Source organism: Cedecea sp. NFIX57, from assembly GCF_900177785.1.
Taxonomy (GTDB): Bacteria; Pseudomonadota; Gammaproteobacteria; order Enterobacterales; family Enterobacteriaceae; genus Cedecea; species Cedecea neteri_C.
The window spans coordinates 55,526-72,168 of record NZ_FXAS01000001.1 but is presented as its reverse complement, the minus strand read 5'-3'; the positions used below and the strand labels follow the sequence as shown (position 1 = coordinate 72,168).

Below are 16,643 nucleotides of genomic sequence, written 5' to 3'. Positions count from 1 at the left end.
GCCAGGCTAACAAACCCAGAGATGACCATGAACAACGAAATCGACCTGAAATATTACGACATCGCGGACGAGTACTCGACGGAAGCGGCAAAGCCCGTTGCCGAGGATGAGCGTGATGCCGTGGCGCACTATTTCCAGTTGCTGATTACCCGCTTAATGAACAACGAGGAAATCAGCGAGGAAGCGCAGGGAGAGATGGCCGTTGAGGCTGGCCTTGCCGAACAGCGCATTGACGAAATCGCTGAGTTTCTGAATCAGTGGGGCAACGAGTAATTTCTGCCGCGACAGGTTTCCCGTCAGAACGGGCTGTCGCATCTGGCCGCCACCGGTTCGCCGCTGACGGGGTGAACAAAATGCAGTTCGCTGGCATGCAGCATCAGCCGCGGCACTCGTTCGGTGCCCGGCAACGCCAGCCCGCCATACAGATCGCAGCCCAGGATTGGGTGACCCAGATATTGCGCATGGATGCGCAATTGGTGGGTTCGCCCGGTTTCAGGCTCAAGCTTCACCCTCGTTAACGGCAGCCGAACGCCATTTTCAAATTCCCGATAAAAACGCTCAATCACCGTGTAACGCGAGCGGGCAGGTTTACCGCTCACAGAACAAATCGACATCAGCGGAAACAGTGCCGGATCTTTAGCAATCGCCGCATCGATAATTCCCTCTTCTTTTTCAAGATGCCCGCAAAGCAGCGCGGTATACACCTTGGCAACCGAACGCTGGCTGAACTGCTGGCAGAGCAACGCATTGATCGCCTTATTCAGCGCAATCACCATCAACCCGGACGTGCCGAAATCCAGACGATGCACCAGCGTGCAGCCGGGGAATATCTGCACCAGCCGATGATGCACCGAATCAATATTCTGCGGGTTTTTCCCTGAAAGGCTGAGCAAGCCGGAAGGTTTATTGATCAACGCCAGATGCTCGTCCTGATAAAGAATCTCTATCTCATCAAAACAAGGCGGGGCAATAAAAGTATCAATAATCGTAGACATCAGGCTGCCCGGCTGGAGAGTGGAGCCGGATGATAGCGAATTTCACGAGGCATTGCTCAATTATGACAGCCCATTCAGCCGGATTATTGCTCCATGGAAATGAGGACAGGATAATTTTCATACATCCTGAAAAACGTGAAGTCCGAGCATGGAGTGCTTACTTATGCCTGTCATACTAAGAATTAAAGGGTATAGTTTCTTCTTCTATTCGAATGAAGGAACACCTCTCGAGCCGCAACACATTCATGTGCGAAACTCAGAGGCCGAAGCTAAATTCTGGCTATGTCCTTTTATTACGCTTGCACGTAATGATGGTTTCAGTTCCAGACAACTTACTGAACTGGAAGGTTACGTTAAACATCACCGGAAATTATTTACAGAGGCATGGTATGGCTATTTCAGCTAAACACCTGAGCTTTGATGAGCAAAAAATGTGGGTTGAACTGAGCGATGGGCGCACGTTAGGCGTACCGTTGGAATGGTTTCCAAAGTTGCTCCATGCCGATCAGGTACAGCGTGCCAATTATGAATTAAGCGCACGCGGCATTCATTGGGATACTCTAAATGAAGATATCTCCGTTGAAGGACTGCTCGCCGGTCGCGGCGATACAACCTTTCGCCCTCATGACGCGGCCTGAAAAGAAATAGAATTCAACTTCTCGCGCCAAAAAAGGGGCCATTAAGGCCCCTCTTTAAACTCACCTGGCTGAACTATTTGTCCTCGCCAGTAATCTTTTTCACTTCCTCTGCCGTTGCCGCAGGCGCGCCGTTACCCCAGGAACCGCGTACGTAGTTCACCACATCGGTCATCTCTTTTTCTGACAGCACACCTTTGTAGCCGGGCATCATGAACGGAATGGTGCCCTGGGTTTGCGGCGTATGCGCCCCGTCGGCAATCACGCGGATAAGCGAGGACGGATCTTTCGCCATCACCGCCGAGTTGCCCACCAGCGAAGGCACGTTGAAGTCCGTGCCCTTCCCGTCCGGGCTGTGACAGGTTGAGCAGTAGCGCATGTAGAGGGTTTTACCGTCGGACGGCTGAGAAACCACGGCAGCATTCACCGGCGTGGCCGCTGGTTTTTGCGGCTTGAAGTTGGCGATATACAGCGCGATAGCTTCCAGGTCGGCATCCGTCAGGTACTGGGTACTTTGGGTGACCACTTCGCCCATCGGGCCGGCAATGGCGTGATGCTGGCTGCGGCCTTTGCTCAGCAGATCTTTCACTTCCTGAGTGGACATATTCATGCCGCGCAGGGAAGGCGCATACCAGCCGTCGATCATCGCCCCGCTCAGGAATTCTGGACTGGAATCATCGTAGCCTTTCTCCTGCATCGCCATGCCGCGCGGCGTATGACAGGCGCCGCAGTGGCCCGGCCCTTGCACCAGATAAGCCCCACGTTTAATTTTCTCCGCGTTATCTCCGCGGGCTTCAACCACCACGCCGCCGGATTTCACATCATCCACGAACAGGCCGTTCCACACGCGCAGCGGCCAGCGGGCCGACAGCAGCAATGGAATATCGTTCTCTTTGTTGGCGGTCGCCGCCGGGGCAACGTCCTTCATAAAGTAGTCGTACAGCGCCTTCACGTCTTCATCGGTCATCCTGGCGTAGGAAGGATAAGGCATCGCCGGGTAAAGGGCGTGGCCATCTTTGGCTATCCCCTGGCGAACCGCCTTTTCGAAATCTTCGTAGCTGTAATCGCCAATGCCGTGGGTTTTGTCCGGCGTGATGTTGGTGGAATAGATATCGCCCACCGGCGTGGAAAATTTTTTGCCGCCGGCCATCGGCTGGCCGCCGTCTACGGTGTGGCAGGCGACACAGTCTGACGCGCGCGCCACATACTCACCTTGCGATACGGCAGCGTAGCCGCTGGCAGAAAAGAGGATTGAGATAGCCGCTAAAATACGTTTCATTTTTTGGTTACCCCATCGCCACAAGTTCGTTGACTGCACGCCATGCCTGGTCGATAGCCGCGTGGGCGTAAGCGCTCCAGTCTGAGTCAGAGTTAGCAATCGTGATGCGGCCTATCGGCTGGCGGGCACGGTTGATAATTTCCGGCATTTTCTCCATGTCATCGCTCAGGGCGTTAGCGTAGTAGGCGTAGCCGTGCGCCCAGCGGTTGACCGTGATGGCCGCAATATCGCGTTCGTGGTCAAAGCCGGTGTGGCCCAGCATCTCCTGCAGCTGAGAGCGGATCATCTGTTCGTGGGCTTCGAAGGTAGAACCCAGCAGGAACGCACGGCCCCGGCGGAACTGCTCGCGCGGAGACATGTTGCTGCCTGGATAAGTCGGCACATACACCATGTGGATACACATCGGGTCGTCCGGCGTCTGCGGGTGATGGTAATCCCCCATGCTGACAGGGTAATCGAGCTTCACGCGGCTGTAAGGTGCAGCGGGCGAATAGAATTCATGCACGCCGGTGTTTTTGAAAGCACGCCAGTTATTGACCACCACGTTGGTGTAAACGAGCGGCGCTTTGACGTTGAGGCGCAGATCTTCTTTCTGCTGCTCCGGCGCTTCCGGCACGATGTACGGGATCATCATGTTGTAGCCCGCCATGATAGCGTTGCGGCTCTTCACGCGGTGCAGCTTACCGCTCTGATTGTTGATGTAGCTCACCACCACGCCGTTATCGGCATTGGCGGCGTTAATCACGCTACTGTTGAGGCGAATGCGGGTGCCGTTTTCCGGCCTGTCCAGCAGCTCGTAGTGCAGCCTTGCGGTGACGGAATCTTCCATCGTGCTGCCCGGCAGCGCTTCAGGAATCAATTTGCGCACCATCAGGCGCGTCAACCCAGCGTTGCCGTCCGGGAAGTGGTAAGTGTACGGCTCCTCGAGGTCGGCCAGCGCTTCGCCATCCAGCGGCGGTAAACCCATCGCCTCCATGCCCGGCAGCGCACAGGCGCGCGCGTCGCTGCAGCTCACGCCTTCAATGCCGATGGCAAAAAAGTCGTTGGTACGCTGCTGGAAGTACATCAGCGCCATTTTGCTTAAGCCGACTTTCTTCTCAAGGAGTTCATGATAGCTGTGGGTATCCAGCCATTCGCTTTTCTGCTCGACCGTCATGCCCGGCAGGTAATCGGCAGGGTTGACGTGCAGATCCAGCAGCGCCTTGCGGTCTGCCTCGCTGAGCGGGAAGTCGTTGATAAAGGCTTCGATACTGCGGCCATTCAGTCTGTCCGGCGGAATATCATCAGACACCGCGCGGCCAGGGTCGCCACTGACGATTTTGGTTTCGCCGAAGTTTTTTTTGTCGAAGAACACACCGCGACTCAGGTTCTGGTCCGGGTAGAAAGTGGCGTCAAAGCTGCTTTTCATTCGCGTGATACTGACGCCCAGGGAATCCATCAGGCCGTGAACTACCGGGCTGAAGTTGCTGTTCGGGGACTGGAATGACTCGCTGCCGCCGTAGCCCAGCAGCGTTTTGCCGCCGACGTTGAACTGGTTGCGCTTGGCGTGGCCGCCGAAGTCGTCATGGTTATCGAGGATCAGGATTTTGGCGTCCTTCCCCATTTTTTCGCGCCAGAAGCAAGCCGCCGCCAGGCCGCTGATCCCGCCGCCGACCACCACCAGATCGTACTCTTCTTCTACTGGCAGCTTACCAAAGTCGAATTTTTCGTGCTCGCGACCGAGGGCGTGCGCCATTTCGAACGAGCCTGGGTGGTTGCCGCGCAGGCCAGTCAGCCCCGGCGGATAATAATCTGCATTGATAGCGGCGCTGCCGGGTGCTTTGCCGTTTGCCCTCACCAGTTCCAGAGGCGTTAAACCAGAGACAATTGCAATTGCCATCCCGTTAAGAAAGTCACGTCGGGTAATAGACATAGATAACCTTTTTTATCAGTCTTTTAGACATATTATTCACTAAATGATAACAAACTCCCTGCCGCTTCGCTACGCGATAAGCCTGTTAACTATAGTGTCTTTTCTGGTAACGGGTTACCGGCACACCGCCCGCTGGTAACCACCAGAGAGCGGCATGCCGCAGGCTATTGCCGAGGTTTGAGCTCTTCGTCGAGTTTCTTCGAGTCGTAGTAATCGCCCTGCCAGGTAATTTTGCCGTGTCTGACTTTGATAAAGCTTACGCCTTCAAACTTGATCGGGTTGTTGGTTGGCGGGCTGCCGCTCCACTCGCCGCTGTTAGTGCCGGTGAACGTCCAGCGAAAAGCGATGGTGTCGTGGTTGTAAACCGGTTCGCTGGTCATCTGCCAGTGCAGGTCCGGTACCGCTTTAATAAACGCGCCAATCACCTCTTTCTCGGCTTTTTCTTTCCCTTCAACCGGCGTGCCGACGGCGGCGTCGTAATAAACCATGTCGCTGGCAAGATACTGGCCCGCCTGCCCGGCTTTGTGGGCGTTCCACGCGGCCATATAATTTTTCACGACGGAAAGCGGAGCGCTTTCGGCCAGCGCCAGGGTGGAAAAGAAAAACAGCGACAGCGCAGCAGCATTAACTCTTTTCATCGCAGGGATCCTTATTCAGTGATATCGCACATGATGTGTTTGATGCGGGTGTATTCGTCGAGAGAGTAAGACGAGAGATCTTTGCCGTAGCCGGACTTTTTAAATCCGCCGTGGGGCATTTCCGCGCACAGCGGGATGTGGTTATTGATCCACACGGTGCCGAAATCGAGACGAGTGCTAAAACGCTGCGCCCGGCTGTGGCTGCTGGTCCAGACGCTCGCCGCCAGGCCATACTCCACGTCGTTGGCTCTGCTAAGCGCCTCTTCTTCGCTGCTGAAGGACTGAATGGTCATCACCGGGCCAAAAACTTCATGCTGGATGGCCTCATCGCGCTGCTTCAGCCCGGAAATAATCGTCGGCTCAAAGTAGTAGCCGGGGCCCGCGCCCTTTTTGCCACCGGTTTCAATTTTTGCATGGGCCGGAAGCCGTTCAATAAAACCCGTCACCTGCTCCAGCTGGTTGCGGCTGTTGAGCGCGCCGTACAAAGCCTCGCGATCGTCAGGTTCGCCGAAGGTGATTGATTTGGTTTTCTGAATCAGCTTTTCAAGGAAAGCGTCGTAGGCGGAGGCTTCAACGATGATGCGCGTGGCGGCGGTGCAATCCTGCCCGGCATTAGAGAAACCGGCGGCAGTAATCACCTCGACCGCTTTGTTCATGTCCGCATCGGCAAACACCACCACCGGCGCTTTGCCGCCTAATTCGAGATGCGCTTTGGTCAGGTTGGCGGCAGCGGAGGCGGCAACCTGCAGCCCGGCGCGAACAGAGCCGGTAATCGACACCAGCGAGGCTTCCGGGTTGGATACCACCAGCGACCCCGTCCCCGCTTTGCCCAGCACCACGTTGAATGCGCCCTGAGGGAATAACGGTGCCGCGATTTCGGCCAGAATCAGCGTGCTGATCGGCGTGGTATCGCTTGGTTTCAGCACCACGGTGTTGCCCGCCGCAAGCGCCGGCGCGATTTTCCACACCGCCATCATGAAAGGGTAGTTCCACGGCGTTACCTGCCCGACAATCCCCAGCGGCTCACGGCGAATGGTTGAGGTAAACCCGGCGGCATATTCCCCGGAAGCTTTGCCCTCAAGGCAACGCGCCGCCCCGGCAAAGAAGCGGATAGCGTCGCAGGAAGCGGCGATTTCATCGCGTTCGATAAAGTGTTTAAGTTGGCCCGTCTCCTGGCTTTGCACTTCCACAATCCGGGCGGCATTACGCTCAATTTCGTCGGCAAGTTTCAGCAAGGCACGCTGCCGCTCGGACGGCAGGGAATGCTTCCATACCGCGAACGCCGCTTTTGCCGCCGCGTAAGCCTGGTTAACCTCTTCCGCGCCGCCGTCAGGCGATTGCGCATACACCTCGCCGTTGACCGGGCTAACCAGGTCAAACAGCGTGGCTGGCTGACCTGCCACATAATGCCCGTTGATAAAATGCTTCAGGGTTTGCATCGCCTTCTCCTCAAATTAAACATAAACAATATTATGTAATATCTTTTGAGTGGCGACTTTTCAATCTGCGCTTGATAGCAACATGATCAACCCCACAATTTAACAATATTTTTACATCATAACGCCGGGCAAGCGCTGAAAACCGCCGTTTCTGGTAGCCCGTCGATGCCTTTCTTAAAGGCCCGGGCTGTGCTATCAATAACCGTTGATTCAGGGAATTTTAATCAGAGAGCACTATGATTACTCACGCAGTAATATTCGCACCTATAGGACAGGCAAGTCGATCCGATCAAATTGTGCAGCGGCTTTCAAATGCAATTATTACTGGTTTGCTCGAGGCAAATGAGCAGCTTCCTAATGAAGCCGACCTTGCCAAAATGATGGGCGTTTCCCACATTACAATACGCGAAGCCTTAAATACGCTGCGGGCGAATAATTTAATCCACACTATTCGTGGGCGAAATGGCGGTAGCTTTGTTTGCGAAAATAGCGGCGAATTTCAGACGCCGCTTCACCCTTTTAAGACGATCAGTTCAGACTATATTTCAGACCTCGGCGAAATGCATTGCGCCATAATTAGCCACAGCGCCAAACTGGCCTCCAGGCGTATGACCAGTGCAGATATCACCCGTCTGCGGGAGTTTGTTGAAGCGCTGAAATCGGCCAGCACGCCGGAGCTAAAAACCCAGGCCGATATGCGCTGCCTGCTTGCCCTCTCTGCCAGTTCTCAGTCAGCAAGGCTTGCCAACCAGGAGCTGCTGCTGCAGGCCGAATGGGCTTCACTGGTGGCTATTCTTTACCGTGATGAAGCCATTCATCGGGAAGTGATTGATGTTTATACCGAATTGATCGCCGCACTGGAAACTCATCACGAGCAGGAGGCGGTGCGGTTAGCCACGCAACTCATCGACACCTTCACCTTCTATCTCATTGAAAACAAATTAAAATATAAATAAAACTGACACAACAACACGGGCATCGCCATGAATGTACCTGCAAGCCTCATCCCTTTTACCCGTAAAATCGACGACATCATTACCACCACCATCCAGGCAACCATTGCGCTTGCTGCACAGGTTGAGTCCACGCTGGCCTCATTTCACGGCGACGATCATAAATTGCTGCTGGATCCCGCGGTAAAACGCGCCATTCAGGAACATATCAAAGAGACGCTGAACGAAACGCCTTACTGCTCAGGCTCTGGCTTTGCCAGCCATATTGCAGGCAGCTCGGAGGAGAAAGAGTACTGGCTGCTGGAGTGGTGGTACAAAAAGGCCGACGGCGTGAAAAAGGTGAATCTCGACCTGGATCAGGCTACCCAGCAGCGGCTGGATTTCAGAACCTTTGAGTGGTTTAAAGACGCTCAGGAAAATGGCCAGGCGTATATTCACGGCCCTTATGTCGATTACGTCTGTAATACGTCTTATACCTTAACGTCAGCGATGCCGGTTTATTTGCACCAGCGTTTCATCGGTGTGGCGGCAATTGATGTACTGGTCAGTGAAGTTGAGGAAGAATTACTTCCGCTGTTCAATAACCACAAAGTTATGCTGACTAATTTAGATAAGCGGATTATTTTCTCTACTTATCCTAAATACCGCGTCGGTGAATTACTGAATACCGCTGAGGCGGTTGAAGTCTATAACACGGAATACTGCACGTTATATGAGCTGATCCAAAAAGGGCCATGAGGCCCTTTAATGTTGTGGATAAACACATACAGAAAAAAGGGCCATAAGGCCCTTTTTTATTAATACTCGCGAGAAAGATTTAGCCGTTTGGCGTATTCAATAGCGTCATTTTCAGGCGCATCAGAGTGACCGAACGGTCTGGCAATCGTCATATAAACCAGCCCCGATCCGATGATCAACGCCAGGCCAATCAGCACCGTCCAGCGGTCGATAAAGGTTGCACTGTCCGCAGGCTGAGCCAGCAGCCAGATCCCGCCGATACCATAGGCCAGCGCCAGCACGTTAACCAGCATACCCCATGACCCCAGCGTCCATTCTCCCGCAGGCTTCCAGCCCTTTAGGCGCTGGCGAAGCGCGGCCAGAATCACCATCTGGAAGGAAACATAAATCCCTATCACGGCAAACGCGGTGATGCGGGCAAGGTTATCCGGCTGGAAGTACACCCAGACGCAAATCACCATCGGCAGCAGGCAGCTTACCAACATCGCGTTGTCCGGCACGCTGTGCTTCGAGATTTTCGCCATCCACTCGCTGCCCGGCAGCATTTTGTCGCGAGAGAACGAGAAGATCAGGCGGCTCAGCGCGGCCTGAAGCGACAGGATGCAGGAGAGCATCGCCACGATAGCAATCACAATAAACAGCGTGGCGCCCTTCTCGCCCAGCGCATCGTTCAGAATCGCCGGGATCGGATCGGCTATTTTGCCGCTCACAATGTTCATCAGATCCGGGGATGACAGCAGGTAACCCAGGATAGAGATCACCGCAGAGATCGCACCGAAAACGATGCTGAGGATCATCGCCACCGGGATCTTACGCCCCGGGTTTTTCACTTCTTCCGCCACGTTGCCGCAGGCTTCGAAGCCGAAGAACATAAACAAGCCCATCAGCGACGCAGACATAAACGCCGTGCCGTAGCTGCCGTCTTTCGCCAGCGCGCCCATAGCGTCAAACACCACGGAGAAAGGCTGATTGCGGTGGAAAATCAGCAGGTAAATGCCGAGCGCAATCACGCTAATGATTTCACACCAGAAGCCGAAGCGGGCGACCCTCGCCAGGTTTTTCGTCCCGGACATGTTGACGCCCATCATGATGGTGAGCAGCACCACGGAAGTGAGCAGCATCGCAAACGGCGTATCACCGTAATGGAAAAGTGAGGCGACGAAGGTGGAAGTGTATTCCACGATAGACGTAATAGTTACCACCAGCGCCCAGAGGTAAATCCACGCGGCAATCCAGGCATATTTCTTCCCCCACAACCTTCTGGCCCACGGATATAGCCCGCCGGTGATGGGATATTGCGAAGCCACCTCGCCAAACACCAAGGCAACCAGCAGCTGCCCGCAGGCGGCAATCAGGATCCACCAGATAGCTGGCGGCCCGGCAAGGGTTATCGCCAGCGCAAACAGGGAATACACGGCGGTCAACGGCGAGAGGTAGGTAAAACCGAGTGCGAAGTTGGATACCAGGCCGATGGAGCGGTTGAACTGCTGGCCCTTCTCCGGCTGGGGAACGGTGCTTTTTGTAGCAGATGTCTGTTCCATATGTCTTTCTCTTTAGGGGGCATAGTTGCAGGCAATGGCTACATTTTATAAAACATATTAAGTTATATGTATATTGTGCTTTGTCACAATTTTGTTAGATATAATGTTATGTTATTGTTAATTTAGAAATGAAGAAGAAATCGCTATGGCATAGGAAGTTAGTCCCAGGCAGGAGAAGAATTTTGCTGTGAAGAAGCCTGGACACTGCCAAAGAAAAGGAGGGCCAGGCCCGCCTTTTCTCTTATGTTCTTGCAGACTTTAGCCGATCTCACCGAGAGGCTGGCCAGCCTCAAGGGAAGCCCCTTTTTCTGCACCTGGTTTGAGCTTGCCGCTGCGGTGCGCCACCACCTGAACCTCCATTTTCATCGCTTCCATCACGCCAATCACTTCCCCCTGAACAACCGTCGCGCCCTCTGCTTTCAGCCAGCTCTGCAGCACGCCGGATATAGGTGCTTCGATTACGGCTTCGTTGGTGAGTTCAGGTGTACCTTTTGGGGAGCCGCTCGTATTCGCCCGGGCAATACCGCCGAACAGATGTGCCGGCAGCCCCAACTTCACGCGGCGGCCATCCAGCTCTATCCAACTGCGCGTCAGGATCTCATCCGCAGCCGGAACCTGACGCGGGGCAAACGCAATGCGCCCGGCAAAATCCGTTTCAATCCAGCGGGTGTGTACGACAAAGGTTTCAGTAAAATCAGGCTCGTTTATCACCGCGCGATGAAACGGCAATACGGAAGCCACGCCGTCAATTTCAAACTCGCTCAGGGCACGACGGGCGCGGGCAATGGCCTGCTCACGGGTGCTGCCGGTAACGATAAGTTTTGCCATCAAAGAATCGTAGCTGCCCGGCACGGAAGACCCGGCCTCAACGCCGCTGTCAAGACGAACCCCCGCGCCAGACGGCGCACGAAAGACGCTTATGTTACCTGGCGTAGGCAAATAGCCTTTGCCCGCATCCTCAGCATTTATGCGAAACTCAAACGAGTGGCCACGCGGAACCGGTGTAGTCTGAATACTCAGCGGTAAACCTTCGGCTATGCGTAGCTGCTCAACGACGATATCAATCCCGGTCGTCTCCTCGGTTACCGGATGCTCTACCTGCAGACGAGTGTTAACCTCAAGGAATGACAATTTTCCATCGCGGCTAAGCAAAAATTCAACGGTACCGGCACCAACGTAACCTGCATGAGCGCAGATATCGCGCGCGGCGCTGTGGATTGCCTGTCGCTGCGCCTCGCTGATAAACGGCGCAGGCGCTTCCTCCACCAGCTTCTGGTTGCGGCGCTGCAGTGAACAGTCGCGTGTGCCGAGCACCACCACGTTGCCATGTTTGTCGGCGATCACCTGTGCTTCAATGTGTCGCGGGCAGTCGAGGTACTGCTCGACATAGCACTCGCCACGGCCAAAGGCGCTTAATGCTTCGCGCGTCGCTGAATGGTATAGCTCTTCGACCTCATCAAGTTTCCAGGCTATCTTCAGCCCCCGCCCACCGCCGCCAAATGCGGCTTTAATCGCTACCGGCAGACCATACGTAGAGGCAAAATCGGCCACTTCACTCGCGCTACTGACAGGATCGGGCGTGCCTTGTACCAGTGGCGCGCCAACCTGCAGAGCTATTTTACGGGCCTGAACTTTGTCGCCCAGCTTTTCAATTGTCTCCGGCTCGGGGCCAACCCAGATAAGTCCGGCAGCCTGTACCGCACGGGCAAACTCGGCCCTCTCTGAGAGGAAACCATAGCCAGGGTGAACCATGGTTGCGCCACTGCGGCGAGCAATGTCCACCAGCAGCGGAATATTCAAATAGGTATCGCCGGACTGGATACCCGGCAACCCCCAGGCTTCATCGGCCATGCGAACATGAAGCGCATCGGCGTCGACATCAGAGTAAACCGCCACAGCCTCCGCGCCGTAATCACGGCAGGCGCGAATAATACGAACGGCAATTTCACCCCGGTTGGCGATCAGAACTTTATGCGTCGCGGTAGTCACTGGCTTTACTCCCTGCTATTTCCAAAAAAGGTCGGATAACGTTGAAGCGGATCGAGGCACCCGGCGGGATTTGCCCTGCCAGATCAAGATGATATTCCGCCACGGCGGCAATCACCGGATAACCACCGGTGAGCGGATGATCGTGCAGAAACAGAACTGGCTGACCGCTGGTGGGCACCTGGATAGCACCGCTGCAGGTGCCTTCGCTCGGCAGCTCCTGATGCTGGCTACGTGCCAAAGGCTGCTCTCCATCCAGGCGTAAGCCAATACGGTTCGATTGCGGTGTGACCCGCCAGCATTGGGCCGTGAGCATCTTGATCGCATCGGCAGTAAACCAGTCAGTACGCGGTCCGAGCACGATATCCAGCGTAACGGTGTCTTCCGCCGAGGGTAACGGACCCGGCGGGAGCTCATTTAGCTGTACGGCACCCGGATGTGGGTGCGCCCCGATAGCTAAAATGTCCCCTACGCCCAGCGGCTCAGGGCCAACCTGAGCCAGACTATCGCGCGCTGCGCTGCCCAGACTCTGGGGCACAATAAATCCTCCGCGTATAGCGAGATAACTGCGTAACCCGCGAACCGGGACACCAACATGGATTTCATCGCCGGTTGCCAGGTTTAACGGCCGATAGCCGTCTACCGTATAACGCCCACCTTCTGCGGTAAGCAACGTCAGCGGGCATTTCGCTCCGGTAACGCTGATGATCACCTCGCCCGCCGCTCTGGCGCGGAAACCACCCTGCGTGATTTCCAGGCACGGCGAGCCGGTGGGATTACCTACAATACGGTTTGCGGCATGAAGCGCAGATTTATCCATCGCCCCGGATTCAGAAAGGCCCATACTGGCCCTTCCCGTCCGGCCATCATCCTGCCATAGCGTTTGCAGCCCGGTTGCCAATACCGTCAGCGTTGACCCCGTATTTTCAGGAAGGTCTGGCGGGATGACGCGTGCAGGAAGTGAGATGGTTTTTGCGCTTTTTGCCGCGTCGATAAAGTTAACCTGCGCGCCCGGCATCAGCAGCGCGGGCTGTTCGCGGGAAAGATCCCACATTTTCAGTTCGGTCTGGCCAATCAGTTGCCAGCCGCCGGGGCTGGCCTGCGGATAGATACCGCTAAACTCACCGGCAAGCGCCACGGAGCCCGCGGGAATACGGGTACGTGGCGTGCTGCGTCGCGGTGTCTGCCAGCCCCCATCGTCAGAAACCATATAGGCAAAACCTGGCGCAAAACCGGTAAACGCAACGTTCCACACGGATTCCTGATGGCGGCGAATCAAAGCCTGTACCTCAGTGCCCAGCAGATCGGCCACGGAAGGTAAGTCTTCGCCATTGTAATAAACTGGAATAGTGACCTGCTGGCTGCTGCCTACCGTACGCCCGGTCAGAGAATGGCGCGATATTTTTTCAACCAACGTTGCCTGGCTGGTTTCTCGGGGACAAAAACGGATCAGCAAAGTGCGGGCTGCAGGGATCATCTCTTGGATGCCGTTTTCAGGCTCGGCGCTCAGGGAATCAAAAAGCGCCAGCGTTTCGTCGAGCGAACTGAGTTCCACCAAAAAACTACTAAGATTAACGGCTAAAAATCTCACGTCATTTCCCCTGCCATGCCGCATCCGGCACGTCGGTGATAAACATGTGTCCCGGCGCGTGGCTAATGGCAAAAGGAACACCAGATTTCATCACCGCCGCCTGAGGCGTTACGCCGCAGGCCCAGAAAACAGGTATCTCTCCTGGTTCAATGCGCACCGGATCGCCAAAATCTGGTTGAGCAATATCGTTGATACCCAGCAGGTGCGGCTCCCCCACATGAACGGGCGCGCCATGGACCGCCGGGAAACGACCGCTAATCATCACAGCATCAGCCACCCTATCGGCCGGAATCGGCCGCATCGATACCACCAGCTCGCCCTGCAGGCGACCCGCCGGGCGGCATAAACGGTTGGTTTTATACATCGGTACATTCCCGCCGTCGGTAATATGGCGAACGTCAATCCCGGCTTCGCGTAGTGGGGCTTCAAACGTGAAGCTGCAGCCGATTAAAAACGTGACCAGGTCAGGATGCTGCTGCCACACCGAGCGGGCATCCGTTATCTCATCAACAAGCTGGCCGTGCTCCCAGATACGATAGCGCGGAATATCGGTTCGCAGATCCGCCTCTCCCGCCAGCACGGTTTGATGCCCACCAGATTCAATAACGTCCAGGACCGGGCAGCTCTGTGGGTTACGCTGGGCATAGAGCAAGAAATCAAACGCCCATTCTCTCGGCAGGCAAATCATATTCGCCTGAGTCATCCCCGGAGCCATCCCCGCCGTGGGTTTATCAAACCCCTCGCGGATAGCCAACCGGGCTTCACGCGCGGCCGCTAACGCTTCCTTGCTGGCCTTCATTAACGTCGACATAAACGCTCCTCAGGCCTGCGGGACAAATGCGCGAATGGCAATTCCCTGGGATTCAAGCAGCTTGCGGATCTCCGCCGCCATCGTAATCGCACCGGGACTGTCACCGTGTACGCAAATAGAATCCGCGTTTATCGGGGTAAATTTCCCTTCTATAGATTCCACACCGCCCTCGGTGATTAACTGCAGCATACGCTTAGCGACCAGCCCGGCGTCATGCAGTACTGACCCCGTCTCACGACGTGAAACCAGAGAACCATCCGCATGATAGGCGCGGTCAGCAAAAGCTTCAGAGATGGTTTTCAACCCTTTTTGCTGCGCCAATGCCAGCACCGGAGAACCAGCCAGCCCCACGAGGGGAAGACTCGGGTCCACCGCCAGTATCGCGTCAATCACCGCCAGCGCCTGGCGTTCATGGTGAGCAATGGTGTTATACAGTGCGCCATGCGGCTTTACATACCGCACTTCTGTACCGGCCGCACGGGCCAGCCCCTGAAGTGCGCCAATCTGATAGATGACATCGGCCGTTAGCTCATCGCTTGCCACGTCCATATTACGGCGGCCAAAGCCGACAAGATCCGGGTACGCAACGTGCGCCCCCACCACCACATTCTGTGCCTTCGCCGCGTTCAGCGTTTCTAAAATCCCGGCAGGAGACCCGGCGTGGAAGCCACAGGCCACGTTAGCGCTGCTTACCAGCCTGAGGATTGCCGCATCGTCCCCCATGCTCCACTGCCCAAAGCCCTCACCCAAATCACTGTTTAAATCTATAGTTTTCAACATCTTTTATTCCTTAGACAATCTTCAGGAAATCAAAAATCGCACCGACGGATAGCGCCCCCATATACCAGGTGAGCGCGCAGGTTAATAGCCCCGTCCACAACAACCAGCGAGGATAACGATAGCCTGACATCAGGTCGGCTCGTTTCCAGCCCACGTAGATAAAAAGCGTCATGCCGATCGGTAAAATCAGGCCGTTAAAACCACCGGCAAAGACCAGCAGCGCCGCAGGAGCCGTGCCCAACATCAGGTAAATAACCAGCGAGACGGCGATAAAAATGACCGTCGCAATACTGCGCTGGCGCTCGCCCATTTGTTTATTAAATACCGTCATAAAGGTCACAGAAGTGTAGGCTGCACCAATCACGCTGGTAATCGCCGCCGCCCAGAAAATGAAGCCGAAAAGCTGCACGCCGAAGGAGCCCACCGCATGTTGAAATGCCTGTAGCGCCGGGTTTGCAACCTGGCTGGAGATATCTAACGTGACGCCACTTGCAACGACGCCCAATACGGCGAGGAACAGGATATAACGCATTAACCCAACGACAAGTATGCCTTTTGTCGCGCCAGAAGAGACGGCCTGAATATTCTCCACGCCGCCCATGCCCTTATCCAGCAAGCGGTGCGCGCCGGCGTAGGAGATATAGCCGCCGACGGTACCGCCGACGATAGTGGTAATGGTGGCAAAATTAATGTGATCGGGCAGGACGCTCTGGTACAGGGCTTCGCCCACCGGCGGGCCTGAAACGAAAGCCACGTACAGCGTGAGCGCAATCATTACCAGGCCAAGGACGATCATCAGGCGGTCAATGGCCGTGCTGGCGCGGCGGGAAGAGAAAATATAAATGGCCAGCAGCGCGCTGAGTAATCCCCCCCATTTTGGCGCCAGGCCAAACATGGCATTCAGCCCCAGACCGGCCCCGGCAATATTGCCGATGTTGAATACCAGCCCACCAAAAATAACCAGTATGGATAGAAGGTAACCGCTGCCCGGCAGCGTTTCGTTGGCAAGATCGGACGCGCGCATTTTCGTGACCGTGACCACACGCCAAATGTTCTGCTGCACCACAAAATCAATGACAATCGAAGCCATAATGCCGAAGGCAAAGGCCGAGCCCATCGTTGCGGTAAAGGTGGCTGTCTGGGTGATAAATCCAGGCCCAATGGCCGAGGTCGCCATCAGAAATATTGCCGCGATCAGCGATGAGCGTCGCTTCTGAACAAAGGATTGGTTATCAGTTTCATGCGCTGCCATCTTACTCACTCCATTATTAGAATTATGACGTTGTCTGTTAAGCAATAAGCAGGCCATCGTTGATGTAAATAGCCATATTGTTAATCAAATATG

Annotated in this window: 16 protein-coding genes; 5 read left to right on the top strand and 11 right to left on the bottom strand. The window is 55.3% G+C overall.

Annotated elements, in window-relative coordinates; translation table 11 throughout:
* Nucleotides 1-27 precede the first annotated feature (27 nt).
* Nucleotides 28-273 carry a DUF2543 family protein gene (locus tag B9Y90_RS00350; protein WP_008459646.1) on the top strand — a complete coding sequence of 82 codons (246 nt, stop codon included), beginning with the start codon at nt 28-30 and terminating at the stop codon, nt 271-273.
* A gap of 23 nt (nt 274-296) precedes the next feature.
* On the opposite strand, the gene B9Y90_RS00345 is transcribed toward B9Y90_RS00350, so the two are convergent.
* Complete coding sequence (locus B9Y90_RS00345) at nt 297-995, bottom strand: RluA family pseudouridine synthase (protein ID WP_085539865.1); 699 nt, start codon at nt 993-995, stop codon at nt 297-299.
* A 163-nt stretch (nt 996-1,158) separates the two neighbouring features.
* Between B9Y90_RS00345 and B9Y90_RS00340 the strand changes: the two genes are divergently transcribed.
* The gene (locus B9Y90_RS00340; RefSeq protein WP_085539864.1) at nt 1,159-1,401 is read left to right on the top strand and encodes a DUF4160 domain-containing protein; all 243 of its coding nucleotides are present in this window, start codon (nt 1,159-1,161) and stop codon (nt 1,399-1,401) included.
* Nucleotides 1,385-1,633, top strand: coding sequence for a DUF2442 domain-containing protein (locus B9Y90_RS00335; protein WP_039295698.1), 249 nt, complete (start codon nt 1,385-1,387; stop codon nt 1,631-1,633). The genes B9Y90_RS00340 and B9Y90_RS00335 overlap by 17 nt, the downstream gene beginning before the upstream one ends.
* Before the next feature lie 73 nt (nt 1,634-1,706).
* On the opposite strand, the gene B9Y90_RS00330 is transcribed toward B9Y90_RS00335, so the two are convergent.
* The 4 genes from B9Y90_RS00330 to B9Y90_RS00315 all read right to left on the bottom strand — a co-directional run bounded on the left by B9Y90_RS00330 (nt 1,707) and on the right by B9Y90_RS00315 (nt 6,898).
* The gene (locus B9Y90_RS00330; RefSeq protein ID WP_085539863.1) at nt 1,707-2,909 is read right to left on the bottom strand and encodes a cytochrome c; all 1,203 of its coding nucleotides are present in this window, start codon (nt 2,907-2,909) and stop codon (nt 1,707-1,709) included.
* A 7-nt stretch (nt 2,910-2,916) separates the two neighbouring features.
* Entirely contained in the window at nt 2,917-4,821 is a 1,905-nt protein-coding gene (locus B9Y90_RS00325) for an NAD(P)-binding protein (protein WP_085539862.1), read from the bottom strand.
* A 164-nt stretch (nt 4,822-4,985) separates the two neighbouring features.
* Entirely contained in the window at nt 4,986-5,459 is a 474-nt protein-coding gene (locus B9Y90_RS00320; protein WP_085539861.1) for an ester cyclase, read from the bottom strand.
* Nucleotides 5,460-5,470: 11 nt separating this feature from the next.
* On the bottom strand, nt 5,471-6,898 hold the full coding sequence (locus tag B9Y90_RS00315; protein WP_085539860.1) for a gamma-aminobutyraldehyde dehydrogenase: 1,428 nt from the start codon (nt 6,896-6,898) through the stop codon (nt 5,471-5,473).
* 236 nt (nt 6,899-7,134) lie between these two features.
* Between B9Y90_RS00315 and B9Y90_RS00310 the strand changes: the two genes are divergently transcribed.
* A complete protein-coding gene (locus tag B9Y90_RS00310) occupies nt 7,135-7,854 on the top strand; it encodes a FadR/GntR family transcriptional regulator (RefSeq protein WP_039295709.1) in 720 nt (239 codons plus the stop codon).
* Nucleotides 7,855-7,881: 27 nt separating this feature from the next.
* Nucleotides 7,882-8,589, top strand: coding sequence for a cache domain-containing protein (locus tag B9Y90_RS00305; protein ID WP_039295711.1), 708 nt, complete (start codon nt 7,882-7,884; stop codon nt 8,587-8,589).
* A gap of 59 nt (nt 8,590-8,648) precedes the next feature.
* Here the strand turns inward: B9Y90_RS00305 and B9Y90_RS00300 are convergent, their stop codons facing one another.
* The 6 genes from B9Y90_RS00300 to B9Y90_RS00275 all read right to left on the bottom strand — a co-directional run bounded on the left by B9Y90_RS00300 (nt 8,649) and on the right by B9Y90_RS00275 (nt 16,550).
* The gene (locus B9Y90_RS00300; RefSeq protein WP_085539859.1) at nt 8,649-10,130 is read right to left on the bottom strand and encodes an APC family permease; all 1,482 of its coding nucleotides are present in this window, start codon (nt 10,128-10,130) and stop codon (nt 8,649-8,651) included.
* A gap of 258 nt (nt 10,131-10,388) precedes the next feature.
* Nucleotides 10,389-12,119: an acetyl/propionyl/methylcrotonyl-CoA carboxylase subunit alpha gene (locus tag B9Y90_RS00295; RefSeq protein WP_085539858.1), complete on the bottom strand. Its 1,731-nt coding sequence runs from the start codon at nt 12,117-12,119 to the stop codon at nt 10,389-10,391.
* A complete protein-coding gene (locus tag B9Y90_RS00290) occupies nt 12,100-13,707 on the bottom strand; it encodes a 5-oxoprolinase subunit B/C family protein (protein ID WP_085539857.1) in 1,608 nt (535 codons plus the stop codon). The genes B9Y90_RS00295 and B9Y90_RS00290 overlap by 20 nt, the downstream gene beginning before the upstream one ends.
* 1 nt (nt 13,708) lies before the next feature.
* Complete coding sequence (locus tag B9Y90_RS00285) at nt 13,709-14,518, bottom strand: putative hydro-lyase (protein ID WP_085539856.1); 810 nt, start codon at nt 14,516-14,518, stop codon at nt 13,709-13,711.
* Nucleotides 14,519-14,527: 9 nt separating this feature from the next.
* The gene (locus B9Y90_RS00280) at nt 14,528-15,298 is read right to left on the bottom strand and encodes a LamB/YcsF family protein (RefSeq protein WP_085539855.1); all 771 of its coding nucleotides are present in this window, start codon (nt 15,296-15,298) and stop codon (nt 14,528-14,530) included.
* A 10-nt stretch (nt 15,299-15,308) separates the two neighbouring features.
* Nucleotides 15,309-16,550 (bottom strand): NRAMP family divalent metal transporter, encoded by a 1,242-nt coding sequence (locus B9Y90_RS00275; protein ID WP_085539854.1) that lies wholly within the window; start codon nt 16,548-16,550, stop codon nt 15,309-15,311.
* Between the last annotated feature and the right edge of the window lie 93 nt (nt 16,551-16,643).

What these genes read in the sequence shown, in the direction of transcription:
- B9Y90_RS00325 (WP_085539862.1), bottom strand. Translation starts at nt 4,821, where the DNA reads ATGTCTATTACCCGACGTGACTTTCTTAACGGGATGGCAATTGCAATT.
- B9Y90_RS00285 (WP_085539856.1), bottom strand. Translation starts at nt 14,518, where the DNA reads ATGTCGACGTTAATGAAGGCCAGCAAGGAAGCGTTAGCGGCCGCGCGT.
- B9Y90_RS00305 (WP_039295711.1), top strand. Translation starts at nt 7,882, where the DNA reads ATGAATGTACCTGCAAGCCTCATCCCTTTTACCCGTAAAATCGACGAC.
- B9Y90_RS00345 (WP_085539865.1), bottom strand. Translation starts at nt 995, where the DNA reads ATGTCTACGATTATTGATACTTTTATTGCCCCGCCTTGTTTTGATGAG.
- B9Y90_RS00340 (WP_085539864.1), top strand. Translation starts at nt 1,159, where the DNA reads ATGCCTGTCATACTAAGAATTAAAGGGTATAGTTTCTTCTTCTATTCG.
- B9Y90_RS00315 (WP_085539860.1), bottom strand. Translation starts at nt 6,898, where the DNA reads ATGCAAACCCTGAAGCATTTTATCAACGGGCATTATGTGGCAGGTCAG.
- B9Y90_RS00320 (WP_085539861.1), bottom strand. Translation starts at nt 5,459, where the DNA reads ATGAAAAGAGTTAATGCTGCTGCGCTGTCGCTGTTTTTCTTTTCCACC.
- B9Y90_RS00300 (WP_085539859.1), bottom strand. Translation starts at nt 10,130, where the DNA reads ATGGAACAGACATCTGCTACAAAAAGCACCGTTCCCCAGCCGGAGAAG.
- B9Y90_RS00335 (WP_039295698.1), top strand. Translation starts at nt 1,385, where the DNA reads ATGGCTATTTCAGCTAAACACCTGAGCTTTGATGAGCAAAAAATGTGG.
- B9Y90_RS00275 (WP_085539854.1), bottom strand. Translation starts at nt 16,550, where the DNA reads ATGGCAGCGCATGAAACTGATAACCAATCCTTTGTTCAGAAGCGACGC.
- B9Y90_RS00310 (WP_039295709.1), top strand. Translation starts at nt 7,135, where the DNA reads ATGATTACTCACGCAGTAATATTCGCACCTATAGGACAGGCAAGTCGA.
- B9Y90_RS00330 (WP_085539863.1), bottom strand. Translation starts at nt 2,909, where the DNA reads ATGAAACGTATTTTAGCGGCTATCTCAATCCTCTTTTCTGCCAGCGGC.
- B9Y90_RS00280 (WP_085539855.1), bottom strand. Translation starts at nt 15,298, where the DNA reads ATGTTGAAAACTATAGATTTAAACAGTGATTTGGGTGAGGGCTTTGGG.
- B9Y90_RS00350 (WP_008459646.1), top strand. Translation starts at nt 28, where the DNA reads ATGAACAACGAAATCGACCTGAAATATTACGACATCGCGGACGAGTAC.